This is a genomic window from Paenibacillus sp. FSL M7-1046 (genome assembly GCF_038007405.1).
Classification (GTDB): domain Bacteria; phylum Bacillota; class Bacilli; order Paenibacillales; family Paenibacillaceae; genus Paenibacillus_AQ.
Window position 1 is genome coordinate 7,603,513 of the sequence record NZ_JBBOXB010000001.1, and the last position, 24,040, is coordinate 7,627,552.

General features: G+C 46.8%; 18 protein-coding genes and 1 pseudogene. 8 read left to right on the top strand and 11 right to left on the bottom strand.

Annotated elements, in window-relative coordinates; translation table 11 throughout:
- The first annotated feature begins 49 nt into the window (after nt 1-49).
- Together NYE29_RS34175 and NYE29_RS34180 are read left to right on the top strand one after the other, a co-directional pair.
- Nucleotides 50-673, top strand: coding sequence for a sugar O-acetyltransferase (locus tag NYE29_RS34175; RefSeq protein WP_340899525.1), 624 nt, complete (start codon nt 50-52; stop codon nt 671-673).
- A 278-nt stretch (nt 674-951) separates the two neighbouring features.
- Entirely contained in the window at nt 952-1,494 is a 543-nt protein-coding gene (locus tag NYE29_RS34180) for an NADPH-dependent FMN reductase (RefSeq protein WP_076113308.1), read from the top strand.
- A gap of 91 nt (nt 1,495-1,585) precedes the next feature.
- Here the strand turns inward: NYE29_RS34180 and NYE29_RS34185 are convergent, their stop codons facing one another.
- A complete protein-coding gene (locus tag NYE29_RS34185) occupies nt 1,586-3,085 on the bottom strand; it encodes an MFS transporter (protein WP_340899526.1) in 1,500 nt (499 codons plus the stop codon).
- Nucleotides 3,086-3,470: 385 nt separating this feature from the next.
- On the opposite strand from NYE29_RS34185, the gene NYE29_RS34190 reads away from it, so the two are divergent.
- A complete protein-coding gene (locus tag NYE29_RS34190) occupies nt 3,471-4,295 on the top strand; it encodes a MerR family transcriptional regulator (RefSeq protein WP_340899528.1) in 825 nt (274 codons plus the stop codon).
- 58 nt (nt 4,296-4,353) lie between these two features.
- On the opposite strand, the gene NYE29_RS34195 is transcribed toward NYE29_RS34190, so the two are convergent.
- The 4 genes from NYE29_RS34195 to NYE29_RS34210 form a co-directional block, all read right to left on the bottom strand.
- On the bottom strand, nt 4,354-5,118 hold the full coding sequence (locus tag NYE29_RS34195; protein WP_340899530.1) for a hypothetical protein: 765 nt from the start codon (nt 5,116-5,118) through the stop codon (nt 4,354-4,356).
- Between the two features lie 89 nt (nt 5,119-5,207).
- Nucleotides 5,208-5,438: a hypothetical protein gene (locus NYE29_RS34200; RefSeq protein ID WP_340899531.1), complete on the bottom strand. Its 231-nt coding sequence runs from the start codon at nt 5,436-5,438 to the stop codon at nt 5,208-5,210.
- A 5-nt stretch (nt 5,439-5,443) separates the two neighbouring features.
- Nucleotides 5,444-6,667, bottom strand: coding sequence for a Ger(x)C family spore germination protein (locus NYE29_RS34205; RefSeq protein WP_340899532.1), 1,224 nt, complete (start codon nt 6,665-6,667; stop codon nt 5,444-5,446).
- Nucleotides 6,648-8,177: a spore germination protein gene (locus tag NYE29_RS34210; protein ID WP_340899533.1), complete on the bottom strand. Its 1,530-nt coding sequence runs from the start codon at nt 8,175-8,177 to the stop codon at nt 6,648-6,650. Before NYE29_RS34210 ends, NYE29_RS34205 begins: the two co-directional genes overlap by 20 nt.
- A gap of 175 nt (nt 8,178-8,352) precedes the next feature.
- Here NYE29_RS34210 and NYE29_RS34215 point away from each other — a divergent pair, with 175 nt between their 5' ends.
- On the top strand, nt 8,353-9,444 hold the full coding sequence (locus NYE29_RS34215) for a GerAB/ArcD/ProY family transporter (protein ID WP_340899534.1): 1,092 nt from the start codon (nt 8,353-8,355) through the stop codon (nt 9,442-9,444).
- Nucleotides 9,445-9,446: 2 nt separating this feature from the next.
- Here the strand turns inward: NYE29_RS34215 and NYE29_RS34220 are convergent, their stop codons facing one another.
- Entirely contained in the window at nt 9,447-12,329 is a 2,883-nt protein-coding gene (locus tag NYE29_RS34220) for a glycosyl hydrolase 115 family protein (protein ID WP_340899536.1), read from the bottom strand.
- A 315-nt stretch (nt 12,330-12,644) separates the two neighbouring features.
- Here NYE29_RS34220 and NYE29_RS34225 point away from each other — a divergent pair, with 315 nt between their 5' ends.
- Complete coding sequence (locus NYE29_RS34225) at nt 12,645-14,294, top strand: SGNH/GDSL hydrolase family protein (RefSeq protein WP_445322193.1); 1,650 nt, start codon at nt 12,645-12,647, stop codon at nt 14,292-14,294.
- Nucleotides 14,295-14,443: 149 nt separating this feature from the next.
- Here NYE29_RS34225 and NYE29_RS34230 read toward each other — a convergent pair whose 3' ends face one another.
- Entirely contained in the window at nt 14,444-15,328 is an 885-nt protein-coding gene (locus NYE29_RS34230) for a LysR family transcriptional regulator (RefSeq protein ID WP_340899538.1), read from the bottom strand.
- A 176-nt stretch (nt 15,329-15,504) separates the two neighbouring features.
- On the opposite strand from NYE29_RS34230, the gene NYE29_RS34235 reads away from it, so the two are divergent.
- Both NYE29_RS34235 and NYE29_RS34240 read left to right on the top strand, forming a co-directional pair.
- Nucleotides 15,505-16,299 carry an SDR family oxidoreductase gene (locus NYE29_RS34235; RefSeq protein WP_076113297.1) on the top strand — a complete coding sequence of 265 codons (795 nt, stop codon included), beginning with the start codon at nt 15,505-15,507 and terminating at the stop codon, nt 16,297-16,299.
- A gap of 29 nt (nt 16,300-16,328) precedes the next feature.
- Nucleotides 16,329-16,670, top strand: a complete 342-nt coding sequence (locus NYE29_RS34240; RefSeq protein WP_340899541.1) for a nuclear transport factor 2 family protein — start codon at nt 16,329-16,331, stop codon at nt 16,668-16,670.
- Nucleotides 16,671-16,746: 76 nt separating this feature from the next.
- Here NYE29_RS34240 and NYE29_RS34245 read toward each other — a convergent pair.
- From NYE29_RS34245 to NYE29_RS34255, 3 genes and pseudogenes are all read right to left on the bottom strand, one after another.
- Nucleotides 16,747-16,821, bottom strand: a pseudogene (locus NYE29_RS34245) (spore coat protein CotJC); the annotation flags it as partial.
- Nucleotides 16,822-16,926: 105 nt separating this feature from the next.
- Nucleotides 16,927-21,474 (bottom strand): S-layer homology domain-containing protein, encoded by a 4,548-nt coding sequence (locus NYE29_RS34250; protein ID WP_340899542.1) that lies wholly within the window; start codon nt 21,472-21,474, stop codon nt 16,927-16,929.
- 274 nt (nt 21,475-21,748) lie between these two features.
- Nucleotides 21,749-22,627, bottom strand: a complete 879-nt coding sequence (locus tag NYE29_RS34255; protein ID WP_340899543.1) for a ketopantoate reductase family protein — start codon at nt 22,625-22,627, stop codon at nt 21,749-21,751.
- Nucleotides 22,628-22,832: 205 nt separating this feature from the next.
- Between NYE29_RS34255 and NYE29_RS34260 the strand changes: the two genes are divergently transcribed.
- Nucleotides 22,833-23,357, top strand: a complete 525-nt coding sequence (locus tag NYE29_RS34260; RefSeq protein ID WP_340899893.1) for a TetR/AcrR family transcriptional regulator — start codon at nt 22,833-22,835, stop codon at nt 23,355-23,357.
- Nucleotides 23,358-23,456: 99 nt separating this feature from the next.
- Here NYE29_RS34260 and NYE29_RS34265 read toward each other — a convergent pair whose 3' ends face one another.
- The gene (locus NYE29_RS34265) at nt 23,457-24,026 is read right to left on the bottom strand and encodes a manganese catalase family protein (protein ID WP_076113292.1); all 570 of its coding nucleotides are present in this window, start codon (nt 24,024-24,026) and stop codon (nt 23,457-23,459) included.
- Between the last annotated feature and the right edge of the window lie 14 nt (nt 24,027-24,040).

Sequence of the window (24,040 nt, forward strand, 5' to 3'; positions counted from 1 at the left end):
GGCAATCTTGCAGTAAAGATAATAAAGAACACTTCAGGAGGCCGAAATCATGGCGACAAACAAAGAAAACATGCTAGCGGGCAAGCTCTACCTTGCCGGAGGCGGGGATTTAGCCCGAGACCATAAGAAATCCAGAATGCTCACCCGTTTGTTCAACAACAGTACGGAAGAACAGTTAGGATATAGAGTGGAATTGCTCAAGGAATTATTCTGTTCTACAGGGGAATCCTTGTATATTGAACCCCCTTTCCGCTGCGATTATGGCTGCAACATCTCAATCGGCAATAACTTCTATGCAAATTATGACTGCATCATCATTGACGTGGCACCCGTAACCATCGGCAGCAATGTGTTATTTGGTCCAAGGGTAGGTGTATATACTGCCGGCCACCCCATTGATGCGGAGGTCCGCAATACCATGCTCGAATTTGGCAAACCGATTACCATTGGAAACAACGTGTGGGTCGGCGCAAATACAGTAATAAATCCCGGTGTAAACATCGGCAACAATGTGATCATCGGTTCCGGGGCCGTAGTCACCAAGGATATTCCCGATAATGTTATTGCTGTGGGCAACCCCTGCAAAGTGCTTAGAACCATTACCGATGAAGACAAACAGCATTGGGAAACTCTCAAAGACGAATATTATAGAGATATTGAGATTGATCAATAAGCAGCATTAGAATCCGCCGTTTTGGCGGATTTTTTTAAATATAAGAATTTATATGCTTCACGCTATAAATTATCCTTCTATTTCTCGCTGAAACGGATACCGTCCTTTTGAGGACGGCGAAGCCGTTTCCACTTGTAGTACGCCTAGTAATTTCTGCTCAAATTCAAAAAAATTAATAGTTTCGAAAAACCACTTGCTTTAAAAAAGTAATATGCTATAATAAACGCATAGAAGTTATTAGAAACTATAACTAAGAAATCACTCAGGAGGTAATTCAAATGACAAAGTTAAACATCGGTATTATACTCGGCAGCACTCGCCAAGGACGGGTAAGCCCGCAAGTAGGTGAATGGGTAAAAGGAATCGCAGACGCACGCGGAGATGCCAACTATGAGATCGTGGACATTGCTGATTTCAAATTGCCGCTGCTTGGTGAAAGTGATGATTACGCACCCGCTCAGGCTTGGGGAGCAAAGCTTGCCACACTCGACGGATTCGTATTTATTGCCCAGGAATATAATCACAGCCTTACGGGAGCACTCAAGAATGCACTGGATTCTGCCCGTGATGAATGGAACAATAAAGCTGCAGGTATCGTAAGTTATGGTTCTGCAGGCGGTGTACGCGCCGCTGAACACTTGCGTGGAATTCTCGGTGAACTGCAGGTTGCGGATGTCCGGGTACACCCGCTGTTGTCCTTGTTCACAGACTTCGAGAACGGTACAGTCTTCAAACCGGCTGATCTGCATACCGCAAATGTAAACGCGATGCTTGATCAAGTGCTGGCCTGGAGCGGAGCGCTAAAGACATTGCGTCAATAATAGTAGAACGGTATTTCGGGCCACTTCACACCGTGAAGTGGCTTTTTTGCGTTACTCCCTTTCCCCTCTCCTCATCTCCTGGTGCCCAGCGCTAAAGTTTTAAAAGATCATGAGCCTTGGACCGCCCTCCGGCTAACCGGACGATTAGCGACGCTGCTGCCAAAAATACAGTTACACCCGCAAGAATAATAATAAAAGAGTGGTCAAAGGCAGTACGGCCTGCCTCTTTCAATGCTTCTGCAGCCTGAGGAGGCAAGCCTTCTGCAACCAGCAGTGCTTCATCCAGACTGTCCTTCACAATCGCAGGCACCTTAAGGCCCGAAGGGATTTTCATAGACAGGGAATACACTAGCGCCGACATACTTCCGATGATAGCTATGCCCGATGCTCCCCCCATCTCATATGCAACCTCTTCAATGGACGCAGCCATCCCTGCTTTATGTGAAGGGGCATAGTTCATAATCGAATGAGAGGCTGCTGTCATACCTGCTCCCAATCCGGCACCCAATAAAGCCAGTCCAACAATTTGCCCGGCTATACCTGCATTAAACTGCGTTAAATAGATGCCCATCCCCAGACTGGCAATCAGCAGAGAGAGGCTCTTCAACCGGATAACATCAAAACGATGCATGACAGCCCCCGTTATCGGGCCGGCAATTAGAGCTGCAGCCGGGATGCTTATCGTGAACAACCCTGCTTGGAGCGGTGTCAGACCTTCCACCAATTGAAGACGCTGGGTCACAATATATTGGATCCCCATTTGTGCAAATGCACCAACCAGGGCAGTGATAAAACCAGTGGAGAATCTTGTGATTTTGAATAAAGAAAGATCAATTAGCGGACTGCTGCTTTTGTTCTGGCGGCGGATAAAGATAATCAGTGCCAGGGCACCGGCAACGGCCCCCATTATAGCGAATGTTATGGATCCGTCACGCCGCGCAAATTCTTTAATTGAATAGATAAGTCCCACCATAGCGATCATGATTTGGATCGAACCGATGAGGTCCCATTTCTTATCTTTATTGCCAGCATGTTGCGGAACATAAATTACTGTTAAGGCCAAGGCAATGATCGCAATCGGCAGGTTAATCAGAAACACGGAACCCCACCAGAAATGTTCCAGCAAAAGCCCGCCGACAATCGGACCAAGTCCTGCACCGCCGGAGGAAATGGAGCCCCAAATGCCGATTGCGAGTGCACGTTCACGATCATCCGTAAAGGTAACTCTGATAATGGACAATGTCGCAGGCATCATCATGGACGCTCCAACTGCAAGAAGAACCCGGGCTGCAACCAATACTAGAGGGACGGGGGAAAAGGCTGCGGTAAGTGAAGCAACAGAAAATACGAGCAACCCGAGGGTGAAAATTTTTTTATAACCCAAACGGTCCCCAAGTGTCCCCATCGCCGGAAGCAAACCCGCCATAACGAGAGAGTAACCATTGAGAATCCATAATTTTTCTGACGCAGACGCACCGAGATCATGCGTTAAGCTGGGCAATGCAGTATACAGGATGGTCATATCCATCACAATAAGCAAAAGTGCGCTTGATACGATAGCCAGAATCATCCAAAGTTTGAACTTAGACATGTTGTTCCTCCAATAATACAAAGTATATTTTACATTTCAAACGTTAAACTATAGGGTAACCCTATAGTCAAGCGATGATTTTCAGGATAAAATATTAAGCTATATAGATTGAACTTGAGAATTACATTTAGGGAAAAGTGGCGGAGGGGAATTTTAGAACTGGAGGAGCGATAGCGTCCGCCTGAAAGCTTTCCGTAGGAAAGCTCTCTTCGGAAGCATGGGCAAGGTTTGGATTTCTACCGCGATTCGCGGTTAAATTCAGGAAATCCAAACCTAACAACGGCCGGAAGTCCAAACATTCTCTGGAGTCACGGCCATTCCCAGAATAGAAGAATTATAAGTTCAATTTATATAACACATCTAGAATCGGATGGAGGAACTGCATATGCCGGAAAATCACAGTCAATACCTTACTACCAGCGAATTTGCCAAAACTTGCGGAGTCACCAAACATACCCTGTTTCATTATGATGAAATCGGGCTATTAAAACCGGAATATACCAACTCAAAGGGCTACCGTTATTATTCCATTCCGCAATCTTACACGCTTGATATTATAAATGTGCTGAAAAAGGCGGGAAGTTCACTTCAGGAGATCAAGGGATTCATGCAAAATCAGAACACCCCTTTGCTCCTGGAGCTGCTCAAACAGAAGCTGGATGTCCTGGAAGTCGAGCGGAATAAAATTAAAAGGATGCAAAGCCTGTTGAAAGGCGCTATTGAAATGACGGAGCAAGCTCAGGGGAAGGCAGACGATGGGCCGTCGATAGAGGAATGTGAAGAGGAGTATTTCATTGCCGTGCAATTACAACAGGGCGATGGTGATAAGGAGTTTGCACACAAATTAAGCGAACACCGGGAATATTGCGAGCATCACTTTATTGATTGCGAGTTCCCGATTTGGACCATTTTAGGCAAGGACCGCCTGGAGTCGGGAGATTATTATGCGGATTATATTGCCAATAGGCTCAAGACCCCGATTCCGGGGGAGCGGATGATCATCAAACCCAAAGGACGCTATGTCATCATGAATCATAGAGGATCGTATGAAACAATGCCCGTAACGTACTCAATTATAAATAAATATATAAGCAGCAAAGGAATGGCTATCTCCGGGAGTGCTTACTCAGTGGATCTCCTCAACTATTTGGCAGAAAAAAATCCGGACAACTATGTCATACAAATATCAGTTGAAGTTTCAGACAGCTAACCTGCACGGAACAGAAGGCGGAGCATTCCTGGGAATCCTCCGCTTTGGTTAGATAGGATCATGACCTTGTGATCTGCGTTGTCGGAATAATGCTGTATGCATATCTATTATCATATTGTAATGGAGCAGTTGTTGCCTTCCCCAATGATACGCGAATCGGCATCTCCTGGAGTTGTCTTAACGGCCCCTCTTCTCTTCCTCTTATAGCGGATGCTTCCTTCTCAGCGGATGGTTGTGCCGAAGGCCCATCACAAACTGTTACATGCAATCCGATTTGTCCATCTTCTGTAATTGAAACCGCCTGTGACATCTGTTCAACCGACTTCGGATCTATCGCTTTATTGATCTTTATGTCGTTTTCAAAATATTTCTCGATTTTATCTGCAATCCATTTCGCATATTCAGGATCTTTGTCCATCTTTTCCTGTGTGGCAGGATGTATAAAAACTACATGAAGACCTTTTTGTATTTTTTCAAGATCACGTTGCACCCATGGTTCATAGCCTGTCGCAGTCTGGGTGGTTGGTTTCCAGGTTTTTAAGGCCTCAGCATCTATATGATCTTCAAAAAGCTTTGAATCAGGAAAGTCCAGCCTGTTCCAATACGTAAATTGAGACGAATCCAACACATGATATTTTAAGTCAGGGTAAGTCTCTTGCAGACTCTGCTTCGCACTGATAAATGTATTTGTTTTTTCCACTTTTTGTTCAACGCCATTTAATAGGTTCTTGAAATCAGACACATTTGCTTTGCTATTGTTGAGATTATTATTGGTAATAAGCGGTCTGAAAGAATTCAATAACGCAACTCCCTGCATACCCATCACTCATCCTCCTCATTTTGAATAGGATACCATTTTTTTCAAAACCATGCTGTTAATTTTTGCAGACATCAGGCAACCCATTTACGAACCTAATAAAACCATGATTGAAACAGGCTGTTGACGGGCCTATAGATCACCATGACCAGAAGGAGCGGGCTTGGTACTTTGATTCTGTACAAGAAGCAGACAGTCGCACCAAGGCCCATGATCCAGAGCGTACCCCAGACCAGCAAATCCCGGGTCCTGCTTCCCCGCTTTAGCAAAGGCACATCGACGGCTATACAGACAGCCGCAATAGCCAGAAATAACAGCAACAGCATTTCGCTCACTCCTTGACATCGTCAATAAAAGATCTGTCTGTAATACCGATCCGGTTAATCGACATGGTGGCTTTGTAATGGACAGGCAGCGATTTCAGGTAATTGTCCCCCTTTGTCTGCTGCAGCCTGGCCCAAGCTTTAGGATTGGCACGGTAGATCATCTGTCCAAAGCCCATGACATCCACATTGTAGCGCTCGATAATTTGCTTGACGGTAGTTTCCATCCGCAGAATTATCCGCTCTTCCGATTTCCTTTCCAGTTGTCTAATCACACTCTCCGCCTCCAGGTTATCCTTGCTCTGGACTTCTTGCACATTGCCCTCCGCCTTTACATGAATATAAATATGCGGTTCACCGCCGACCATCTTCATTTTCCGTTTAGTGGTTGTCCGTATCGCTTCAATAACAATAGGCCGGCCGTCGTCCCCTATTACATTACCTGAGGTTTTGACAACGTTATCGGTGATGTAATTGTAGCCGATTGTCTCTTTATCACTTAACCACCCGACCATCCTGTCTTTCTTGAATACAGCTAAGCTACGGTATTGTAAATTGGCTTTAGGTACGCTCTGTTCCAGATTGCTCATCTTGTCGCCTTCGCTGGTATTGCCATCCACCTCCACTCCGGTCAACACCGGGTTAATTCCTTCATACAGCAGATCATCAACGAACTTGTTAAGGGAGACAGCAGTTGTTTTGGCTGATATCTTGTAGGATTTGTCCAGGGAACTAAACAATTTATTCGCCGGTATTTTATCAAGCGGGGTGAGAACCTTCAGCACTTCTTCGGCTGTGGTCCCTTTCGCGACCATGACAAAGTAATCATTCCGCGGCTCCCGGCTGCGCTTCAGTACATCAAGTGTCTCGGCGATCCCGGCCCGGGCTAGCTCCTCTCCGATCACCAGTACACGGATATGCCCTTTGTAGCTGGTTCTCGAACTGATGAGAGTGTATTGCCGGTCCGCTTCATAGATCGTGGGCACTGTGAAGCTGGATACAACCACTGGTACCCCGCCGCCGCCGCCCGCTCCTCCAGCTGTCTGTGAAGAAATCGAAGAAGGAATAACCACCTGCATCGTGACCTTGTAGCCGGATTCTGACTTATCCAGTCCCATTCCCAGCACAAAGGCTATTTCATTTAATTCCTTTCTTTCCCAGCAACCGCTAAGCAGCAGGGGAATGAGAAGGGCAAGCAGCAGCCGAAGGAGTTTACTTTTTATTGGGCTCATAAGCCGGTTCCTTCCCCTTGGAAGTGTCTTGACGGTTTAAATTCTGTACTTTCAAGTTAGCCGGCCTTGTCTTTAAAAGCGGCCAAGGAAGGCGGAAGATCGAATCCTTCAGATCTTTCGATTCGTATGGAGCGATTGGACTCATATAAGGCATGCCGAATGAACGAAGGCTTGCTAAATGCAGCACAATCAAAAACACGCCAAACAATATCCCGTACAATCCTATAAAACCAGCAAGCACGATAAATACAAAACGAATCATTCTTGCGGCAATGGCCATGCCCGACTCCGGTATGACAAAGCTGGAAATGGCCGTAATGGATACAATAATAACCATCGCCGATGAGATAAAACCCGCCGCAACAGCTGCCTGGCCAATGACCAGCGTACCGACGATAGAGATGGCCTGCCCTATATTCTTCGGTATTCTCACGCCCGCTTCCCGGAGAATCTCATACGTCAATTCCATAAGCAGCGCCTCCACGAAAGCCGGAACCGGGACGCTCTCCCGTTGTGCGGCAAGGCTTATGACCAGACTGGTAGGGATCATCTCCTGATGATACGTAGTAACCGCCACGTAAAAGGAGGGGGCAAGCATCGTAATAAAAAAAGAAAGAAAGCGAACAAACCGCAGCAAGGTACCAATATCGGACCGCTGATAATAATCTTCGGCAGATTGGAAAAAGGAGACAAAAAAGCAAGGCACCAACAGGACAAAAGGCGTTCCGTCCACAAGAATCGCCACTTTCCCTTCCAGAATTCCCGCCGCGATGGTATCCGGCCGGTCACTGTTATAGATTGTCGGGAAAGGCGTGGCAGTCTTATCCTGAATAAATTCTTCGATATATCCGCTCTCCAGAATGCTGTCTGTATCTATTTGGTCCAATCGGCGCTTTACCTCCAGCACCAGGTCAGGGCTTGCGATATTAGTGAGATACATAATGGACACGCTGGTCTGCGTCACCTTGCCGATCTGGAAGGTTTCGAGCCACAGGTGACTGTCTTTTATTTTTCTTCGGATCAATGACGTGTTCGTTCTCATATTCTCTGTGAACGCCTCCATCGGTCCCCTCACAACCGATTGCGAGCTGGGTTCACTTACACTCCGGTCATCCCACCCGGGAAGCCCGATCCGCAGGGCACTCGATATTCCGTCCACCAGCACCATCACATTGCCGGACATCAGCTGATACACAAATTGTCTCAGATCATCAGTAACAGATAGATCTCCTGCGATGAGGATACGTTTCTGCAGAAGCTCAAACTTCTGCCCGGCATCAAGATCCCGCAGCAGCTCGGGGGCACAGCCTTCCTGAAGGGAAAAAAGAATAGAGTTATGCAGCACCTGCGTGTCTATAAGACCATCTATATAGATCACTGCAATTTGCGTACATGGATCCAGCTGCAATTCTTTGATTATCAGATCGGTGCTTTTCCCGAGCAATTGGGATAGCTGCTTCTGATTATCCTCTAGCCGGTGTGACAATGGGCTCCTAAGGATATCCTCCATAACGTAACCTCCGTTTTTCGTGAACAAGCTGTCCTTAGTATGATGCGGAATTTGATAATTATCCCGATTCCACCTCTATTTTGTTTAGGGTGCATAATTATGGAAGGATATTGCATGCTAAGGAAAATGATATTGAAACGCTGAAGAGGGCTTGCAGCAGATACGGAGGAATCACATGGGACTTGAAAAGGACCAGATCAGTACCGCTCAAATGATAGTACTCGGGCTTTTTACTCTTATTGGGGACATGGCGCTTACATATCCTTCTGTAATGACAGCAGGAGCTCACGAAGATGCGTGGATCGCCGGCCTCATTAGTATTCCCTTGGGTCTCGCAACCCTAAAGCTGATGATAACTACAGCCAATATTGATCCTAATAAAACAATTATCGAGCTTTCACAACAAATTTTAGGAAAATGGGCAGGTGGAGCGGTAGCTCTGAGTTATTTATTCTTTTTTCTCATTGCTGCCTCTACCTATGTCAGGGAAATTGAAGATTTTATGTGCACACAGGTTTACGAGGCGACCCCCGGGGGAGTTATCCGCTTCATGGCCATTGTTCTGCTGGTGTATGGCTTAAGACTGGGTCTGGAAACGCTGGGGCGGGCGGCCCAGATTTTCCTCCCTTTCTTTACGGTTTTTCTGATTGGTATGCTCGCTCTGCTGATTCCCGATATGCGTATAGAGCAGATCTATCCGATTATGAATACACCGTTTCCTGACATGCTGCACACGGTTTTTTTCGGGGTGTTTTATCCGTTTGGGGAATTATGCGTATTCTTCATGGTGTATCCCTATGCCAAAAAACAAAGCAATACAAGCCGGAATATATTCATCGCCCTGCTCATCGGAGGGGTTGGACTAAACCTTATTTTGTTTCTTTCCCTGACGGTGTTGGGTGCTTATTTCTCCGAGCACAACTTCTATGCAGCCTATATTCTTGCCCAAAGAATCAACATTGGCAATTTTCTCCAGCGGCTGGAGGCTTTAATGGCTACCACATGGATTATTAGCACCTATTTCAAAACAGCGCTTTACTTCTACGCCTTTGTCTTAGGGACCGCCCAGCTGCTGAAGCTGAAATCATACCGTCCCCTAATTTTTCCGGTGGCATTTTTGCTTTACGGGCTGACCCATCTGATTGCAAAAGATATTATTTTCTACGTCAAAGAAGTCCCCGCCTCCTGGGTAGACTGGGACTTCACTTATTCCATCGTTTTCCCGCTGATGCTGCTCATTGTCTATCACATCAAAAAACGCATCTGAACCTACGCCCGTCCCGTACTGTAGCTCTCCTCCGGCCCAAGGCAGGTATAGGGCAGTGTGAAAGCAGACAGCACTAGCTTTTGCACAACCAGGCCGGCAGTGAGTCCGTAAAAACGAAGAGTGTGCACCCCTTGGGTCAGTGCATGACGGGTGACGGGCGTATGAATATTATCCATAACGGCGCGGCACCAAGGTTCATTGTCATGGTTTCCGCCTTCATAATCCGGCGGCAGGGCGTCTGCAATCACCGGAGTTTCGCCATCAAAACCTGCCGCATATTTCAATCCTCTGACCGGTGACAGATTGTTCGTCGGGGCAAGATAAGCGGTCAAGGTGTACTCCCCGTCCTGACGCACCAGAATCCGGTACTCGAGATATGGCGCATGCTCCGGCCCGGCAAAAGATGCTCCGTCCGGGAACATTTTGACTGAGGATAAAGAACGGCCATAGTTCTTGATAATCCTCCATTCAACTCCAGATTTCGAAACACGGCTTAGGGCATGCTCCGCCTCAATCGCCACGATATTATGAGCTTCAATAAAGGTTGCCGGCGGCACCTCCCGGAGGTCAAACCAGTCCAAGGATACCTCGATCCTAACCGTTCCTCCGACACCGGTGAGGGTAATTTCACCCGATTCCTTCCCCTTTGCTTTCTCCCAGTCCACACTTACCTGTATCGTCTTCCCTGTGTCCACCCACTCCTGCGTGCTATCCAGCCTGATCCAGTCCGCATTGCAGTCTGCCCTATACATGAAGCCCGCCGCTCCGCCATTGCTGATCGTAATCTCATACGTCTCTTGGTGCAGATTGCTGAATACCGGGAGATTAGCCGTACCCGTAACATATCCTTGCTCCGTTCCCTCTACATCAACGATCATTTGAGATTTCTGGCCAGGAATTATGGTGTGCACCGCCGGATACTTCCACCCTTCCGCATCCCAGTGGACATACCCGACATGAGCGGAACTCATCATCCCCTGCCATTTCCCTCCTGAAAGCCGGGTATTATAATAACGCTCCAGTTCCTTATCCCGCTCGATTGCTTCCGTTGTCAACTTCGCATAGGTATTGGCCAGAACACTGCCCCGCTCAGCGTACAGCTTGCTCAGTCCGGCATAGATGTGCATTTTGACCACATTGGCCGAAGCTACCGCAGGATAATAGACGAGCTGATAATAGGCATCTGTCTGCGAATCAGGGATCAACGCATTATAGGTATCGGCTGCGTTCTCAATTCCAAGCGCCAGCTGCAAAACTCTCTGTGCCTCGTGACCGTTCACAAGACTAAAGGTTGAAGTGCTGATAATTTCCGGTTTGCGCCGGCCGTTCATTCTAGTGTAATCCGATAACAACTGGCCGATTCCTTCTACACTTCCTGCCTCCAGAGAATGGCTGAATTGCTGCTCCACCCACCGTCTGGTATATTCGCCAGTCCGGTTGATTGCACGGCTCCCCCAAGCTTCAAAGTCATATGCCAAATCCAGAAAATAGGATATCGGCAATTCCATGGGCTTAAGGTCTCCTACATTAACGACCCATACTTCGCGGATGCCGTAATCGAACGCCATGGACATTTGCTCCCAGATCTTCTCCAGCGGAATGGTATTCACCCATTCATAGGAATGCGGACCGCCATGATAGTCAAAATGATAATACATGCCCCAGCCGGCACTGCGGTGCTGCTCGTGTACCGCGGGGATTTTCCGCAGATTGCCGAAGTTGTCGTCAGCCAGCAGAATCGTAACATCCTTCAGTACCTCCCAGTCCTTCAGTCCCTTTACCTCTGCAGTGCCGTACCAGTATTTCTCTACTTCCTTGTATACAGCGAGAATTTGCGGCGCATGGTCCAGATTATATTTCCGTAGTAAGTCTTTCTGGGTCAGGATGATGTCCTTAAGCAGTTCAATATTCTCCCGGTCAGAACCCTCCAGGGCGGAATCGGCCTCCCCCCGCATGCCGAGGGTGATCAGGTTATGAAAGCTCTTATTACGCTTGATTCCGTCTTCCCAGAAATCGGTGATCGCCTGTTTATTCCGGGCAAAATCCCACAGGTTGCTTGTTCCATACTGCTTGTATACCTTCTGCCATTCGCTGCCTGCCCGGAACAGAGGTTCATGATGGGAGGTTCCCATGATGATGCCGTATGCTTCAGCATGCCTGGCATTGGCGATCGGGCTGCTTTTGCCGTTCAGGCTGAATTCAGCGCTCCACATGGCCGGCCATAAATAATTCCCTTTCAGCCTGAGAATCAGCTCAAATACCTTATCGTAGAACTCTTCGTTGAAGTCGCCAAACGCCTGAGTCACCCAAGAGCCCAGGGAGGGCCAGTCGTCATTCAGAAATATCCCTCTGTATTTGACGGAGGGTTCCTTGGATGTGATATTGAGCTGTTCTGCAGAAAAATCCAGCAGCGGCTTCTTGTCCGGGACAACATCCCCCCAGTATACCCACGGGCTGACTCCAATCCTTTCGGAAATTGCATAGATGCCGTATATCGTGCCCCGCTTATCACTCCCGGCGATCACCAGCGCCTGATCTACTCCGGGAACCGGATGTTCCACCCTCTGAATCCGGTAGCATTCCCGCTTGCCCTGAATGGAGGATACGTCCAGAATCCCCTCTGCAATTAACGTATCAATGACATCATTGCTGCCAATCGATCCGGCAATAACAGCCATTCCAGCCAGGTGCTCCTTTTGTGTAAGGATGGAAGGCTCTGTACCCGTCACGAGATGTATATCCGCTGCAAATGACTTGGCTACCCGGCGTAATCCGTCATAATCCTCCCCCTTGGGATCTATGTAAATCTTGCCCGCGATTCCCTCTTTTACAAGCGTAAATTGCTTGACCGGCGAGGAACCAGGCTTTGTACGATTCGTTATCATTGCATTGTCGCTCCTTGTTTTTCTTGATTAATGTAGGTTCAGACAAAACTCTGCTTAGGCATATTATATAATTAAAGCGGTTTCAATCAACATGTACAAACTAAAGGACTTATTGTAATAACTATTGGGATTTATGAATATCGTTGAGCTCTCCCGGATTTCAAGTCTATAATGAAATTGTTCGAAAGCGCCTTCATACACATTGGAAAGTGAGGCTGGTTTAAAGTGGAAGACAATAGCAAGGTCCATTCTGCCGGTAGAAATGAAGGTCCTAAGGCACCCAAGGACCCGGCTCAGAAAAGAAGCGGATTTTTCGTGCTGTTTGAAACAGCTATTGAGGCGACAGCGCGGACTCAGGGCAGGCCTTCACAGGAAATTTATCTCGAAGGCAACTATCTGATAGATAAGGCCAAATATATAGGTGGGGTCACAGATGAGAAAATTCTGGGTCTTTTGGGGAGCTGGACTGGATTTCGCCGTCTGGTTCATAGTATCGGGGTGTCCGTAAAGACAGCCAGGGCAGATGCGGAGGTGTCTTTCCATCTCCAGAACTGGGGCAAAACGAGTAAATATGAGACAGGCACCCGGCTGGTTGTTCCCTGCCCAAGCGACGGAACCGAAATCATGCTCAAGCTAGAGGATTACACATGGTCCGAGGATGATGAGTCTCCCGGAAAATTCGCCTTCGAATTCAGCCGGGAGGGCGAGCTGGCGACGGTTAGTATCATTTTCTATCTGAATGACGGTTATGCCGTGCCTGAACTTAGCACTGAACCTCAAGTTTCGTTCGGCTCGAATGAATACAGGGACATGATCGCAAAATCCTTGATGCATTCAGGCAATAATACAAGATTGAAGACAGCGATAGCAAAAGCAGTGAAAGGCGAGGACGTCACGATCGCCTACATCGGAGGTTCCATCACTCAAGGTGCGGGGGCCAAGCCTATACATACCGGGTGTTATGCCTATCAATCCTATTTAAGATTTAAGGAACTATTCGGCAAGGACGGCGGAGAGAACATTCATTATGTGAAGGCCGGAGTAGGCGGAACGCCATCGGAGCTTGGGGTCATCCGCTATGAAAGAGATATTCTCAGGGACGGTGCCGTTACACCGGACATCGTAGTGGTGGAATTCGCGGTAAACGACGAGGGCGATGAAACAAAGGGCAACTGCTTTGAAAGCCTCTGCCTGAAGATCCTTTCCGCGAGCAACCAGCCGGCGGTTATCCTGCTGTTCAGTGTTTTTGTGAATGACTGGAACCTCCAGGAACGGCTCTCCCCCGTAGGCATGCACTATCATCTCCCTATGGTCAGTGTAAAGAACGCAGTGACAGAACAGTTCCGTCTGAGCAAGGCTGAAGGTAATATCATATCGAAAAGGCAATTTTTCTATGATATCTATCATCCCACTAACGAGGGTCACCGGGTAATGGCGGATTGCCTCACCTTCTTATTCTCCGAGACCTATAAATCGCTTACGACCGGCGGGGATATCATACTGAATAAACCGCCAGTTCTGGGGAATGATTTTGCCTGCACCCGGCTGCTGGACCGCAAGAGCCATATAGGCGCTGCCAGCATTGAAGCAGGCGGTTTTTCGGGAAGCGATACGGAATTGCAGATGGTGGAAATGGACGCGAACCCTTACGGGACCCCAGAATTTCCGCATAACTGGATGCATGAGGCTGCTTCGGGGCAGGACAGCTTCAAGCTGACGATAACAAGCAAAAACCTTATCCTGGTATACAAGGATTCAGGCAGTCCCGAGTTTGGAAAAGCGGACATTCTCGTCGATGGCAAACTGGTGGTCACTGCTGATCCGCATGAGAACAACTGGACACACTGCAACCCGGTTATCCTGTACCAGAATGAGCTTAACTTGGAGCATGTGATAGAAATAAGAATGGCCGCTGGTGATGAGGACAAATGCTTCACGATCCTGGGCTTCGGCTATAACGTATAAGAGCTACATATCTGTACAACCCATCAAGACAAATATCAAAAAGAATCAAACAACCCGAATAAGGCGCTGTTTGATTCTTTTTTATAGTCCTCGTACAAATCAGCCAGCGGGTCATTACCGATCAATAAAAAACGGCCTCAACCATGACATCAATCAAGTCGTTGCTGTTCATTTTCAATGTATGCAATAAACCGCTTGGCAGTTGGAGAAATATGACGATCCTCTCTCCACTTTAAGCCTATTTCCCAATACCATCCCTCATCAGTAATCGGAATCCAAACAAGTTCATCCAACATCAATCCCATAGTCTTAGGCAGGACAGATACACCGAGATTTGACTTAATAAATCCGGCTACTGTGATTAAGTCCTCGGCTTCATACGCCGAATCAAGGACAAAACCAGTATGCTGGAAACGTGACATAATCGTCGCTTTTAATCCGCAGTTGTTTTTCAAACCAATGAATGGTTCGCCCGACAGCTCTGCCAAACTCAAAGCTGGACGATTCGCTAAATGATGCTGGGAGGATACAACAATAAACAACGGTATATTTTGCATAACCACCCATTTATGATTGTCTAAAGTAGATTCCTTCGATGTAATCATAAGATCCGAGTGTCCTTGTTCCAAATGATCATCTATATCTCCAAGATTTCCTTGTGTCAATTCAAAGCGGACTTTGGGATAGTCTAATTGATAGCTTCGGACTAAATGGGGAATTAAGTCAACGCCAAGAATATTGAGATAAGATAAAGTAATAACCCCCGTATCCGGGTTAGACCATTCTTCGATTTCTTTTACGCCGTTTTCAATATTTTGCAATGCTTTGCCGACCCATTTAGAGAACATTGCGCCATTACGGTTCAGCTTCACATTTCGCCCATTGCGCTCAAACAAGGGAGCGCCGATTTCGTTCTCAAGTTTGGCAATCGCATGACTTAGGGCTGGCTGGGTAATGCCGAGTGCCTTTGAAGCCATCGTCATGTGTTCTAACCGTGCAACAGTCATAAAGTACTCTAATTGTGTAAGCTCCATAACATGACCTTCTTTATATTAATATTATTCATAAGTTTTATGAATATAATAAATTGGACGTTATAAAAGAGTCAAGTGTAATATTATATCCAGCTCCTCTTGAACATTACATAAAGGTTTAAGGGACAGAGCGCAGAACACACCGATTCAGTTATTCATAATAAGGAGGTATAGATATGAGTAGATCATTTGAGTACTCGGCAACAGAATTTAAAGGCAAGAAAGTGCTTGTAACGGGCGGAACAAAAGGAATGGGACAAGCTGTTGTGAATAGACTTGCAAGCAGCGGAGCAACAGTCCTGACAACGGCCCGTTCCGTTTCTGCTGACATGGCACATTCGGTTAAATTCGTTCAAGCTGATCTTGTGTCACCTGAAGGGGTAGAGCAAGTGATTACAGCAGTGAAAGAACAGCTTGGCGGTATCGATATTATTGTCCATTGTGTAGGCGGATCAACTACTCCGCCAGGTGGCGCTCTTGTTCTTAGCGATGACGATTGGCTGCAGGCTTTAAATTGGAATCTTCTGGCCGCAGTCCGGCTTGATCGCGGCCTTATTCCATTAATGTTGGAAAATAAATCAGGTGTTATTCTTCATTTCACCTCAATCCAAAGGAGATTGCCCCTTTATGAAACTACATTAGCTTATGCAGCAGCTAAAGCTGCTCTCGCTAATTACAGCAAGGGACTTTCTAATGAATTTTCTCCCCGTGGCATTCGGATTAATTCATTGTCTCCTGGTTTTATTCAAACTGAGGCAGCAGATGCGTTAATTGATCGGATGCAAACTACAACAGGAAGCAGAGAAAGTGCGCTCCAGCAGCTTATGGATTCGCTCGGAGGAATTCCAATTGGCAGGCCGGGATTACCTGAAGAAGTCGCTGAGCTGGTTGCATTTTTGGTTTCTGACCGTGCAGCATCCATTACAGGAAGCGAATATGTCATTGATGGCGGTACCATTCCGACAGTTTAATTGTTCAAACTAAATAAGGGGGAGAAATAATGGAAATCGATCAAATCCCTGCTGCGATCAGTAAATTTATTGATGCATCGAATAAGCCCGATCCGGAAGCATTTGTAAACTGCTTTTCAGAAGATGCCGTTGTGTTGGATGAAGGAAAAAAGCGGATTGGCCAAAAAGCGATTAAAAAATGGAGTGATCAATACCATTTTGGAGCAAACGTAACATTAGAGCCAAAAGCAGTAAAAGAAAATAAGGATGCGGTTGTTGTAACATGCAAGTTGGATGGAACTTATGACAAAACAGGTTTACCCGATCCGTTATTGCTGGAATATCACTTCAGCATTGTAGATGATAAAATTGTGAGCTTATCCATTTTCTAAGATATTACAAAAGAGATTAAAGAGGACAATCGGATAGAGGTGTACTCCCGGTTTCACCGTTGGGAAAAAGCAGTCCCAGCCATTGGTATGTAGCCAGGGCTTTCTCTTCGGCAGCGATGTCTTCATAGAGGCCGGCCAGCGGATCGCCCTGATACAACCAACAAAACGAGCAACCCGGCTTGGGCTGCTCGTTTTATTCAGCTTATTTACATAAGCCTTAGTCGTTAAACTCTACAATGAGAAATTGAACTGCTTCTTAAGGTGCAAGGACCTTATCCAAGAGACGGATGATCATCACTACTGATTCGGCGCGGGAAGCAGCTTCGTTCGGTTTGAAGACTCCGTTGCCTTTACCCGATAGGATACCTGCATTAGCGAAGGCATTGATTTGCTCTGCTGCCCAGTTCGTAGAAACGTCGGAAAATTGCGTCGATGTGCTGGTAACATAGTTCGTAAGACGAGCCAGCATGGTCACGATTTCCGCACGGGTTATCTCCTGCTTGGGATGGAATGAACCATCGGAGTAGCCCATAATCACTCCATTCTCTTGAAGCGCAACAATCGCCTCCGAAGCCCAATGCCCTTGCGTATCGGAGAATCCGGTCCCCCCCGAAGCTGTCAGACCAAAAGCTTTTACAAGCATTGCAGCAAACTCAGCGCGCGTTACTTTGGCGTCAGGACGGTATGAACCATCCGCATAGCCAGTTACGATCCCCATCAGGGCCGCACGTTCAACGAACGATGCACTCCACAGAGCTGCAGGTACGTCCGGGAATTTAACAACAGAAGCTGTTCGCTCTTTCGCCACTATAGCTTTAACCTTATCTAAGTCTACTCTGTCGTTGAACACAGGTTTCACTCCGTTTGGCTTCGCAGGCTCTACAGTTACAGCTGGTGTTGCTGTCGGCGTTGATGTTGGTGTTGGCGTTGCTGTCGGCGTTGCTGCCGGTGTTGGCGTTGCTGCCGGTGTTGCTGCCGGTGTCGTGCCTCCATTGTTGTTGCCTGTGGCCGCCGTTACCGAAACCGAAATCTCCTTCTTGATTCCCCCAAAAGATATTACGATCGAGGCCGTCCCCGTGCCAGCCGCTGTCACTACCCCTGTTTCACTCACAGTAGCAACAGAAGTCGCGCTCGATACATAATTCGCATCCAAGGTCTTAAGGACAGTAGAAAGATCTGAATACTTTGCCGTCACCGACAAGGCTTGCGTTTGACCTGCTTTCAAGGAGAGCGAAGCAGGTGTTACAGCCAGATCAACCAAGGTCAGAATTGGAACCTCAGTAACCACAATTGGAATCGCAATTGATTTGCCGCCGAACGAAGCCGTGATCGTTACTCCTTTACCTGCTACAACGCCCGTAATGACACCTTCACCCGATACCGAGGCAATGGCAGGGTCCGAAGTCGTCCAAATGACCTGATCCGTTACAACTGTATTCACTGCATTGTCATATACTGCCGTGATAACAGAAGCAGCTGTCTGACCCGCTTGCAATGTGTGAGTGCCTGGATCGGCAGTCAGCTTAAGCAGAACAGGAACCGTACCTTCGGTCTGAACGGTTACAGAAATATTAACTGGCGACATATTGGCGTAACTCGCCTGGATTGTAGCCCCGCCAATTCCGACAGCGTGAATGATGCCTTTGGCATCTACCGTAGCTACACTCTCATTCGAAGAAGTCCATGTTGCTTGATTCGTGACATCGACAGCGGAGTTATCGCTATAGGTAGCGGTAAGTACAGTCCCGCGCTCGTCACCGACCTTTAACGTCAATTGGGCCGGTGATACTGCCACGGAAGTCACCTTTAGCTCATCCTTCTTCTCAATCGTGTAGTTGTCGATCAATTCTTCGCTTTCCGTAGTACGAGCTTGAATTATGATTTTATCATGGCTAACTTGAATTGCAGAGTATACCGGAACATCATCGTCAAACATGAAATTCAGATACTCATATTTTGTTCCATCGTAGAACTTCCAGCCAGATGCGCCTCCGTCCAAATAGACAGTCCCCTGCTCTCCGTTCAACAATGGCTTCCCTTCACTCATTGGATAGGTGCGCGCGTACACGTGGTCGTGGCCTTCCAGCACCAAGTCTACTTTCAATTCTTCCAGAATAGGGGCAAAATATGTTTGTGTATATTCGATCATATTTCCGCGTCCATCTTCGGTATGATAAGCAGGCTTATGGAACATAACAATCTTCCATTTTTTATTACTTTTTTGAATATCCTCACGAAGCCATGCTGCTTGCTTGTCCATGGTTACTTCGTCTGCTTCGGAGTTCAGCACAATGAAATGCACCTCGCCTGAATCGAACGAATATGCATACTCCTTCTGGATCTCAGGCCCATTATTTGGAAGATCCAATCCCTTGGCAAAAATATCTTTGCCTTCCCCTTTAACATCATGATTCCCCATTGTGTAACCAGAAGGAATAGAGGATGCGTAGATCGATGAAGCTTCCCAGAACTGGTTCCACTCATTCAAGATCGACCCATCGTCAACCATATCGCCGCCATGCATAATGAACTGGGTATCCGGATAATTAGTTAAAGCATTGCTGATCAATTGTTGATAAATTGCAAGCCCATTATCACCTTTGGTATGCGAATCGGTTACAAACACAAAAGAAACGGGATGATCCGGTACTGCCTTCAATGTCTTGTAATCGTACCATGTACTCCAATGTCCTTCGTAGCCAACTCTGTAATGATAATCCGTACCTGACTCGAGGCCAGTAACCAATGATTTATGGAACTTAATTTCGCCCAGAGGCCCACCTGCGACCTCATGAATGACCTCCACATCAGAAAGCGCAAGCTGCTCTGCCGCTTTTTCCGGTGCATTACTCAAGTCACTATTAACCAAATCGCTATCTTTCACATATTGGATAGAAGTTTGTTGAACTCTAGGTGCCGTCTGCCACCCTACGCTCATCATCGTACTCATATCTTCGGTAACAAAGGTTTGTACATATTTCGGATCGTCCCCACCAAACTGAGAAACAACCGTCATGCTGATACTCTCGCTGGTACCGCCATCCTTGACCGCTTGCACTTTCCAGGTGCCTATTGCAAGGTTAGCTAGTGACGTATGGATCTCTCCCCTGGCATCCGTCAAGCCCAACCCTTCGGTAAGATCCTTCTGCTGTACATCAGCGGATGGTATGTAACCGGTCTTGGTTCCATCTGGCATATACACTTTTACAAATCCGGTTGTACTTCCTGTTGCGGCGAAAAATTGCCCGTTTTTCTCTGCCGCCAGTAACACTGCGGACGAACTATCAGCGCTCGTATATATATTGGAACCCTCAGCTGTTACGGTCACATAAGTCTGAGGGCCGTTTGTATCGGTAAAATCAATTTCCGCTCCTTCTACCGGATCTCCTGCGTGAGTTGTGACGGTGATTATATTCTGTGTTTGCAGGCCTGATCCCTTAACTTTTAGAGTGTACGGAAACCCGATCTTATAATTAACCGGTGAGGCAAAGGAATTCACCGAAGGGCCGCCGTCATACCCAAAGCCGCCCCCCACCATAGCAATATGCTTATACGTCTCGCCACGTTCTATCTTCGCGGATCTATTCACGTCGAAATCGATGATTGCCAGCGCATCCGCATGGTCGCCTTGCAGTCCCTCTGCACTAAATTCAACATAACCGCCTGCATTATCGATGGTAGTCTGCACATTGCTTAAATCGGAACGTGCGTTAATAGCATTCGCTTGCAGCGTCTCTGGATCGAACTTGATCTTAGCATGCACGTGCTTGGCTTCGCCTACATCCTTCGCCTCGAGCTTCAACCGGTAGGTCTCGTTGCTGACAGCTTCCGCTGGAGCTTCTAATGTAAACATGGCGCCATGCTCAATATTAAAAGCATACTCTGCTGCTGCCGGATTGCCGGCCAGATCTTTAACTTCTGCCAGCACTTGATGATAGCCGCCGCCGAGCGGTATAGCCGGGTGATAGGTTATCACCTTATTATTCAGATCATATGTATAGGCCGCCGGTGCAACAGACTGACCATCTACAGTTAACCGGATCGAGTCGGGATCGATACCCGACTTAACATCATCCGCTGACAGGATAATGTCGGAGACGGGGGCGTTCAAGGTTTGATTGGGAGTAGGTGTAGTTGGACTTAATACAGGAACATCCATATCTTCATCCACCGGTTCATCATAAATGAGCCTGACGTCGTCAATCCAAACCGAGCCTTTATTCTTTTTGCTCATTTGTCTTTCTTTCATCTGGAAGTAGAACGCCAGGGTACCCGGCAGAGTCAAATCAGCCCCTATTTCAGCCTCTACATACTTCCAGCCGCTCCAGTCTATACCTACCTCTTCACTCCTAATCTCATACGTTTTGGATTTTCCAGTGGATGAAACGTAGAACTTAGAGGTTAGACCATGTCCTTCGTTATTGGCGTATACCCACATCCCGATTTTTTTGGGAACTCTGTTTGTTAACGCCAACTGAGTTGCAGGCCCTACCGCAACTTGGGATGGATTATCTGTTACACCAATGAAGTCATAATCAATCCGTAAGGACTTTGCCCCGTTACGAACGTATTTCGGATTCGTTTCAAGCGCCATACTGCCGCTATGAATGCGTGCACTGTCAAAGGCTAAGTCAGCTAAGTTAACCTTTTCGAAATCTTCTGCCATGACGATACCGCTAGGCTCCGCTGCATCTCCATAGACGGTCGATGACGATGAAAGGGAGGGTGGAATGAACGGGAGCAGAACCGTCACTGCCAATATCCCGCTCAATACTCTCTTTACAAATGGATGATGATAACTCACTAACTTTCACGCTCCTTGTTGTCTGTTCTTGTTAACTTCGAAACCTCTTTATAAAAATTAAAATTTTAAAGAACAAGTTATTACAGCATAACGCGGCAACATGTTCGTAAGATCATCGCAATGTAAGCAATAAAAAAATTTCAGAACATGAAAAAAGAGCCGCAGAACTATCTCTGGGCTCTTTCTCCTCAGCGGCGATGTCTTCATAGAGATCGGCCAGCGGATCACCTTTGACGGCAATATAGGCCGGGCGCTCTCTTCGGCGCTGATGTCATTATCGAACAGATATTTTTTTATGAAAATCCTCATCCAATAACATTATTTCAGCCTTCCTGCTGACAGCCTGGTTTCCAAGCTTAACATCAATGATAAACTCATCGCCCAGCATCTGGCGGTATTGGGATATAATATCTTCTACAGGCAATTCACCCATTAACTTCGTTTCAGGCGGAATTACCGGAATTCCGGCTTGCGCTACCAGATGAATATTTTGTTTAATATCTGCGGCAATCTTACTTAGAGTATTCTCGTTTCTTGCTGTCTCTATATCCACCATTCCGTCGTTCGTATAGAGATGCTTGTTCACTACAGCGAGCGCAGCATGCGAAACATGGAATGCTTGAATGTCTTTTTGTATTTCATAAGGCAAATCAACTGTTTCAAATATTTGGGCAAGCCTCGTCACTCTTTCAGTCAATTGTCCATTTATTTCACCAAAAAAAGTTTTGGAACCGAATTGGGCGTATAGAACACCGTCTTTGATGTCTCCACCTGCACCCGGGAATCCTGGAAGTAAACGATCACCCACGATTTCAAGCCAGCGGTCGTATCCCACGGTGTTGCTCAAGGTGATTATTGTTTTGCTCTGATTATTCTTGATCGCAGACAGGGCAGATTCTGCCTGATCATAGCGCACAGGAACAAAGATGAAATCGTAGGTATCGTCGCTCGCAAGCTTTTCTATCATCTTGATAGATATTTGCTGTATCGTCTCATTATCGTTATATCGCAGCCCATCCGTTTTAAGCGAATCCAACCTCTTTCCCCGGGCAAGCAATGTGACGTCCAGTCCTGACTGTGCAAATCTGAGTGCGTATAAACTGCCAATCACACCGGCGCCAACTATCAAAAGTCTATTTTGTTTGATGTTCAATACTATCCTTCCTTTCAGCTAACTATCACAGTTTGTTTAAGCAACACCTGTCTGATACGATAATAGTAGGGTACTATTACGATTTCAATCAGCAGAGTAAAGAAAAAGTTGCATAGACAACACATTTAGATATCTGATGTTTACATAGGGAGGTATTGATACGGCAAATCAGGAAGATCCAAGAGTTTTACGCACACGACAGTTAATTAGGGAAGCATTCAGAGATTTGTTGCGGTATAAAGGATTTAATGCAATTACCATAAAAGATATAGCACAGAGAGCTACCATTAACCGTGCCACCTTCTATGCCCACTATGAAGATAAATACGCTTTGCTGGAGAAAATTACAGAACAGGCTTTTCAAGAGTTGATTCCTGAGCAAGTGGTGAAAGCGCAGGAGTTCACGGATGAAATATGTACAGAGTTGATCTTGCTGACACATAACTACATCGTAGATTTTTATCAGGTATGCAGAATGGACTCCAAATCTATTGATACACTTGTTCATGAAAAGGTAAAAAAGATGCTGCAGCAAATGATCGAAAGCATAATTTTGAACGGTGATAATCAGCGTATGGCAGACCGCAATCATACTAAGGTCATTTCGGCTATGACAGGTTCAGCGATCTATAGTGCTGCGTATTACTGGTTTATAAGCGGGGAAAAAGATCGAACCGATCTACTTGTAGATACTGTCCGCTCTTACGTGATGAACGGTTTAAGGCTCTAATCGAAACTGCATTGAGTTGTTACCAGAATAAAAGAGCCGCAGAACTATCTCTGGGCTCTTTCTTCTCAAACCGAGTGCTTACTACATCGTTTCAGCTGATCAAAACACCTTCTTCTTCCCCCGCTCATCAATCAATATCTGCACCGACTCCTTGAACCGGATTGCATGAATAATCTCCCGCTCCCGCAGGAATTTCAGGCTGTCCTGCAGATCCACGTCATCAGTCATATCAATCAGCCATTGGTATGTAGCCCGGGCTTTCTCCTCAGCGGCGATGTCTTCATAGAGATCGGCCAGCGGATCGCCTTTGGCTGCGATATAGGTCGTGGTGAACGGGACACCCGCCGCATTGTTGTAGAACAAGGCGTGGTCGCGTGTCGCATAATTCGGGCCAAGGCCTGCCGCTTCCAGCTCACAGATAGAAGCGTCCTTGGTCAGCTTGTAGATCATGGTGGCAATCATCTCAAGATGGGCAAACTCCTCCGTTGAAATATCCGTGAGTACGCCGATAACCTTATCGGGAATCGCATATCTCTGATTCATGTAACGAAGCGCTGCCGCCAGCTCCCCGTCCGCGCCTCCATATTGCTCCATCAAATACCGCGCCATCCTCACATCGCATTTGCCGACACGTACCGGGTACTGCAGTTTTTTTTCATATATCCACATTCGGGAACGAACCC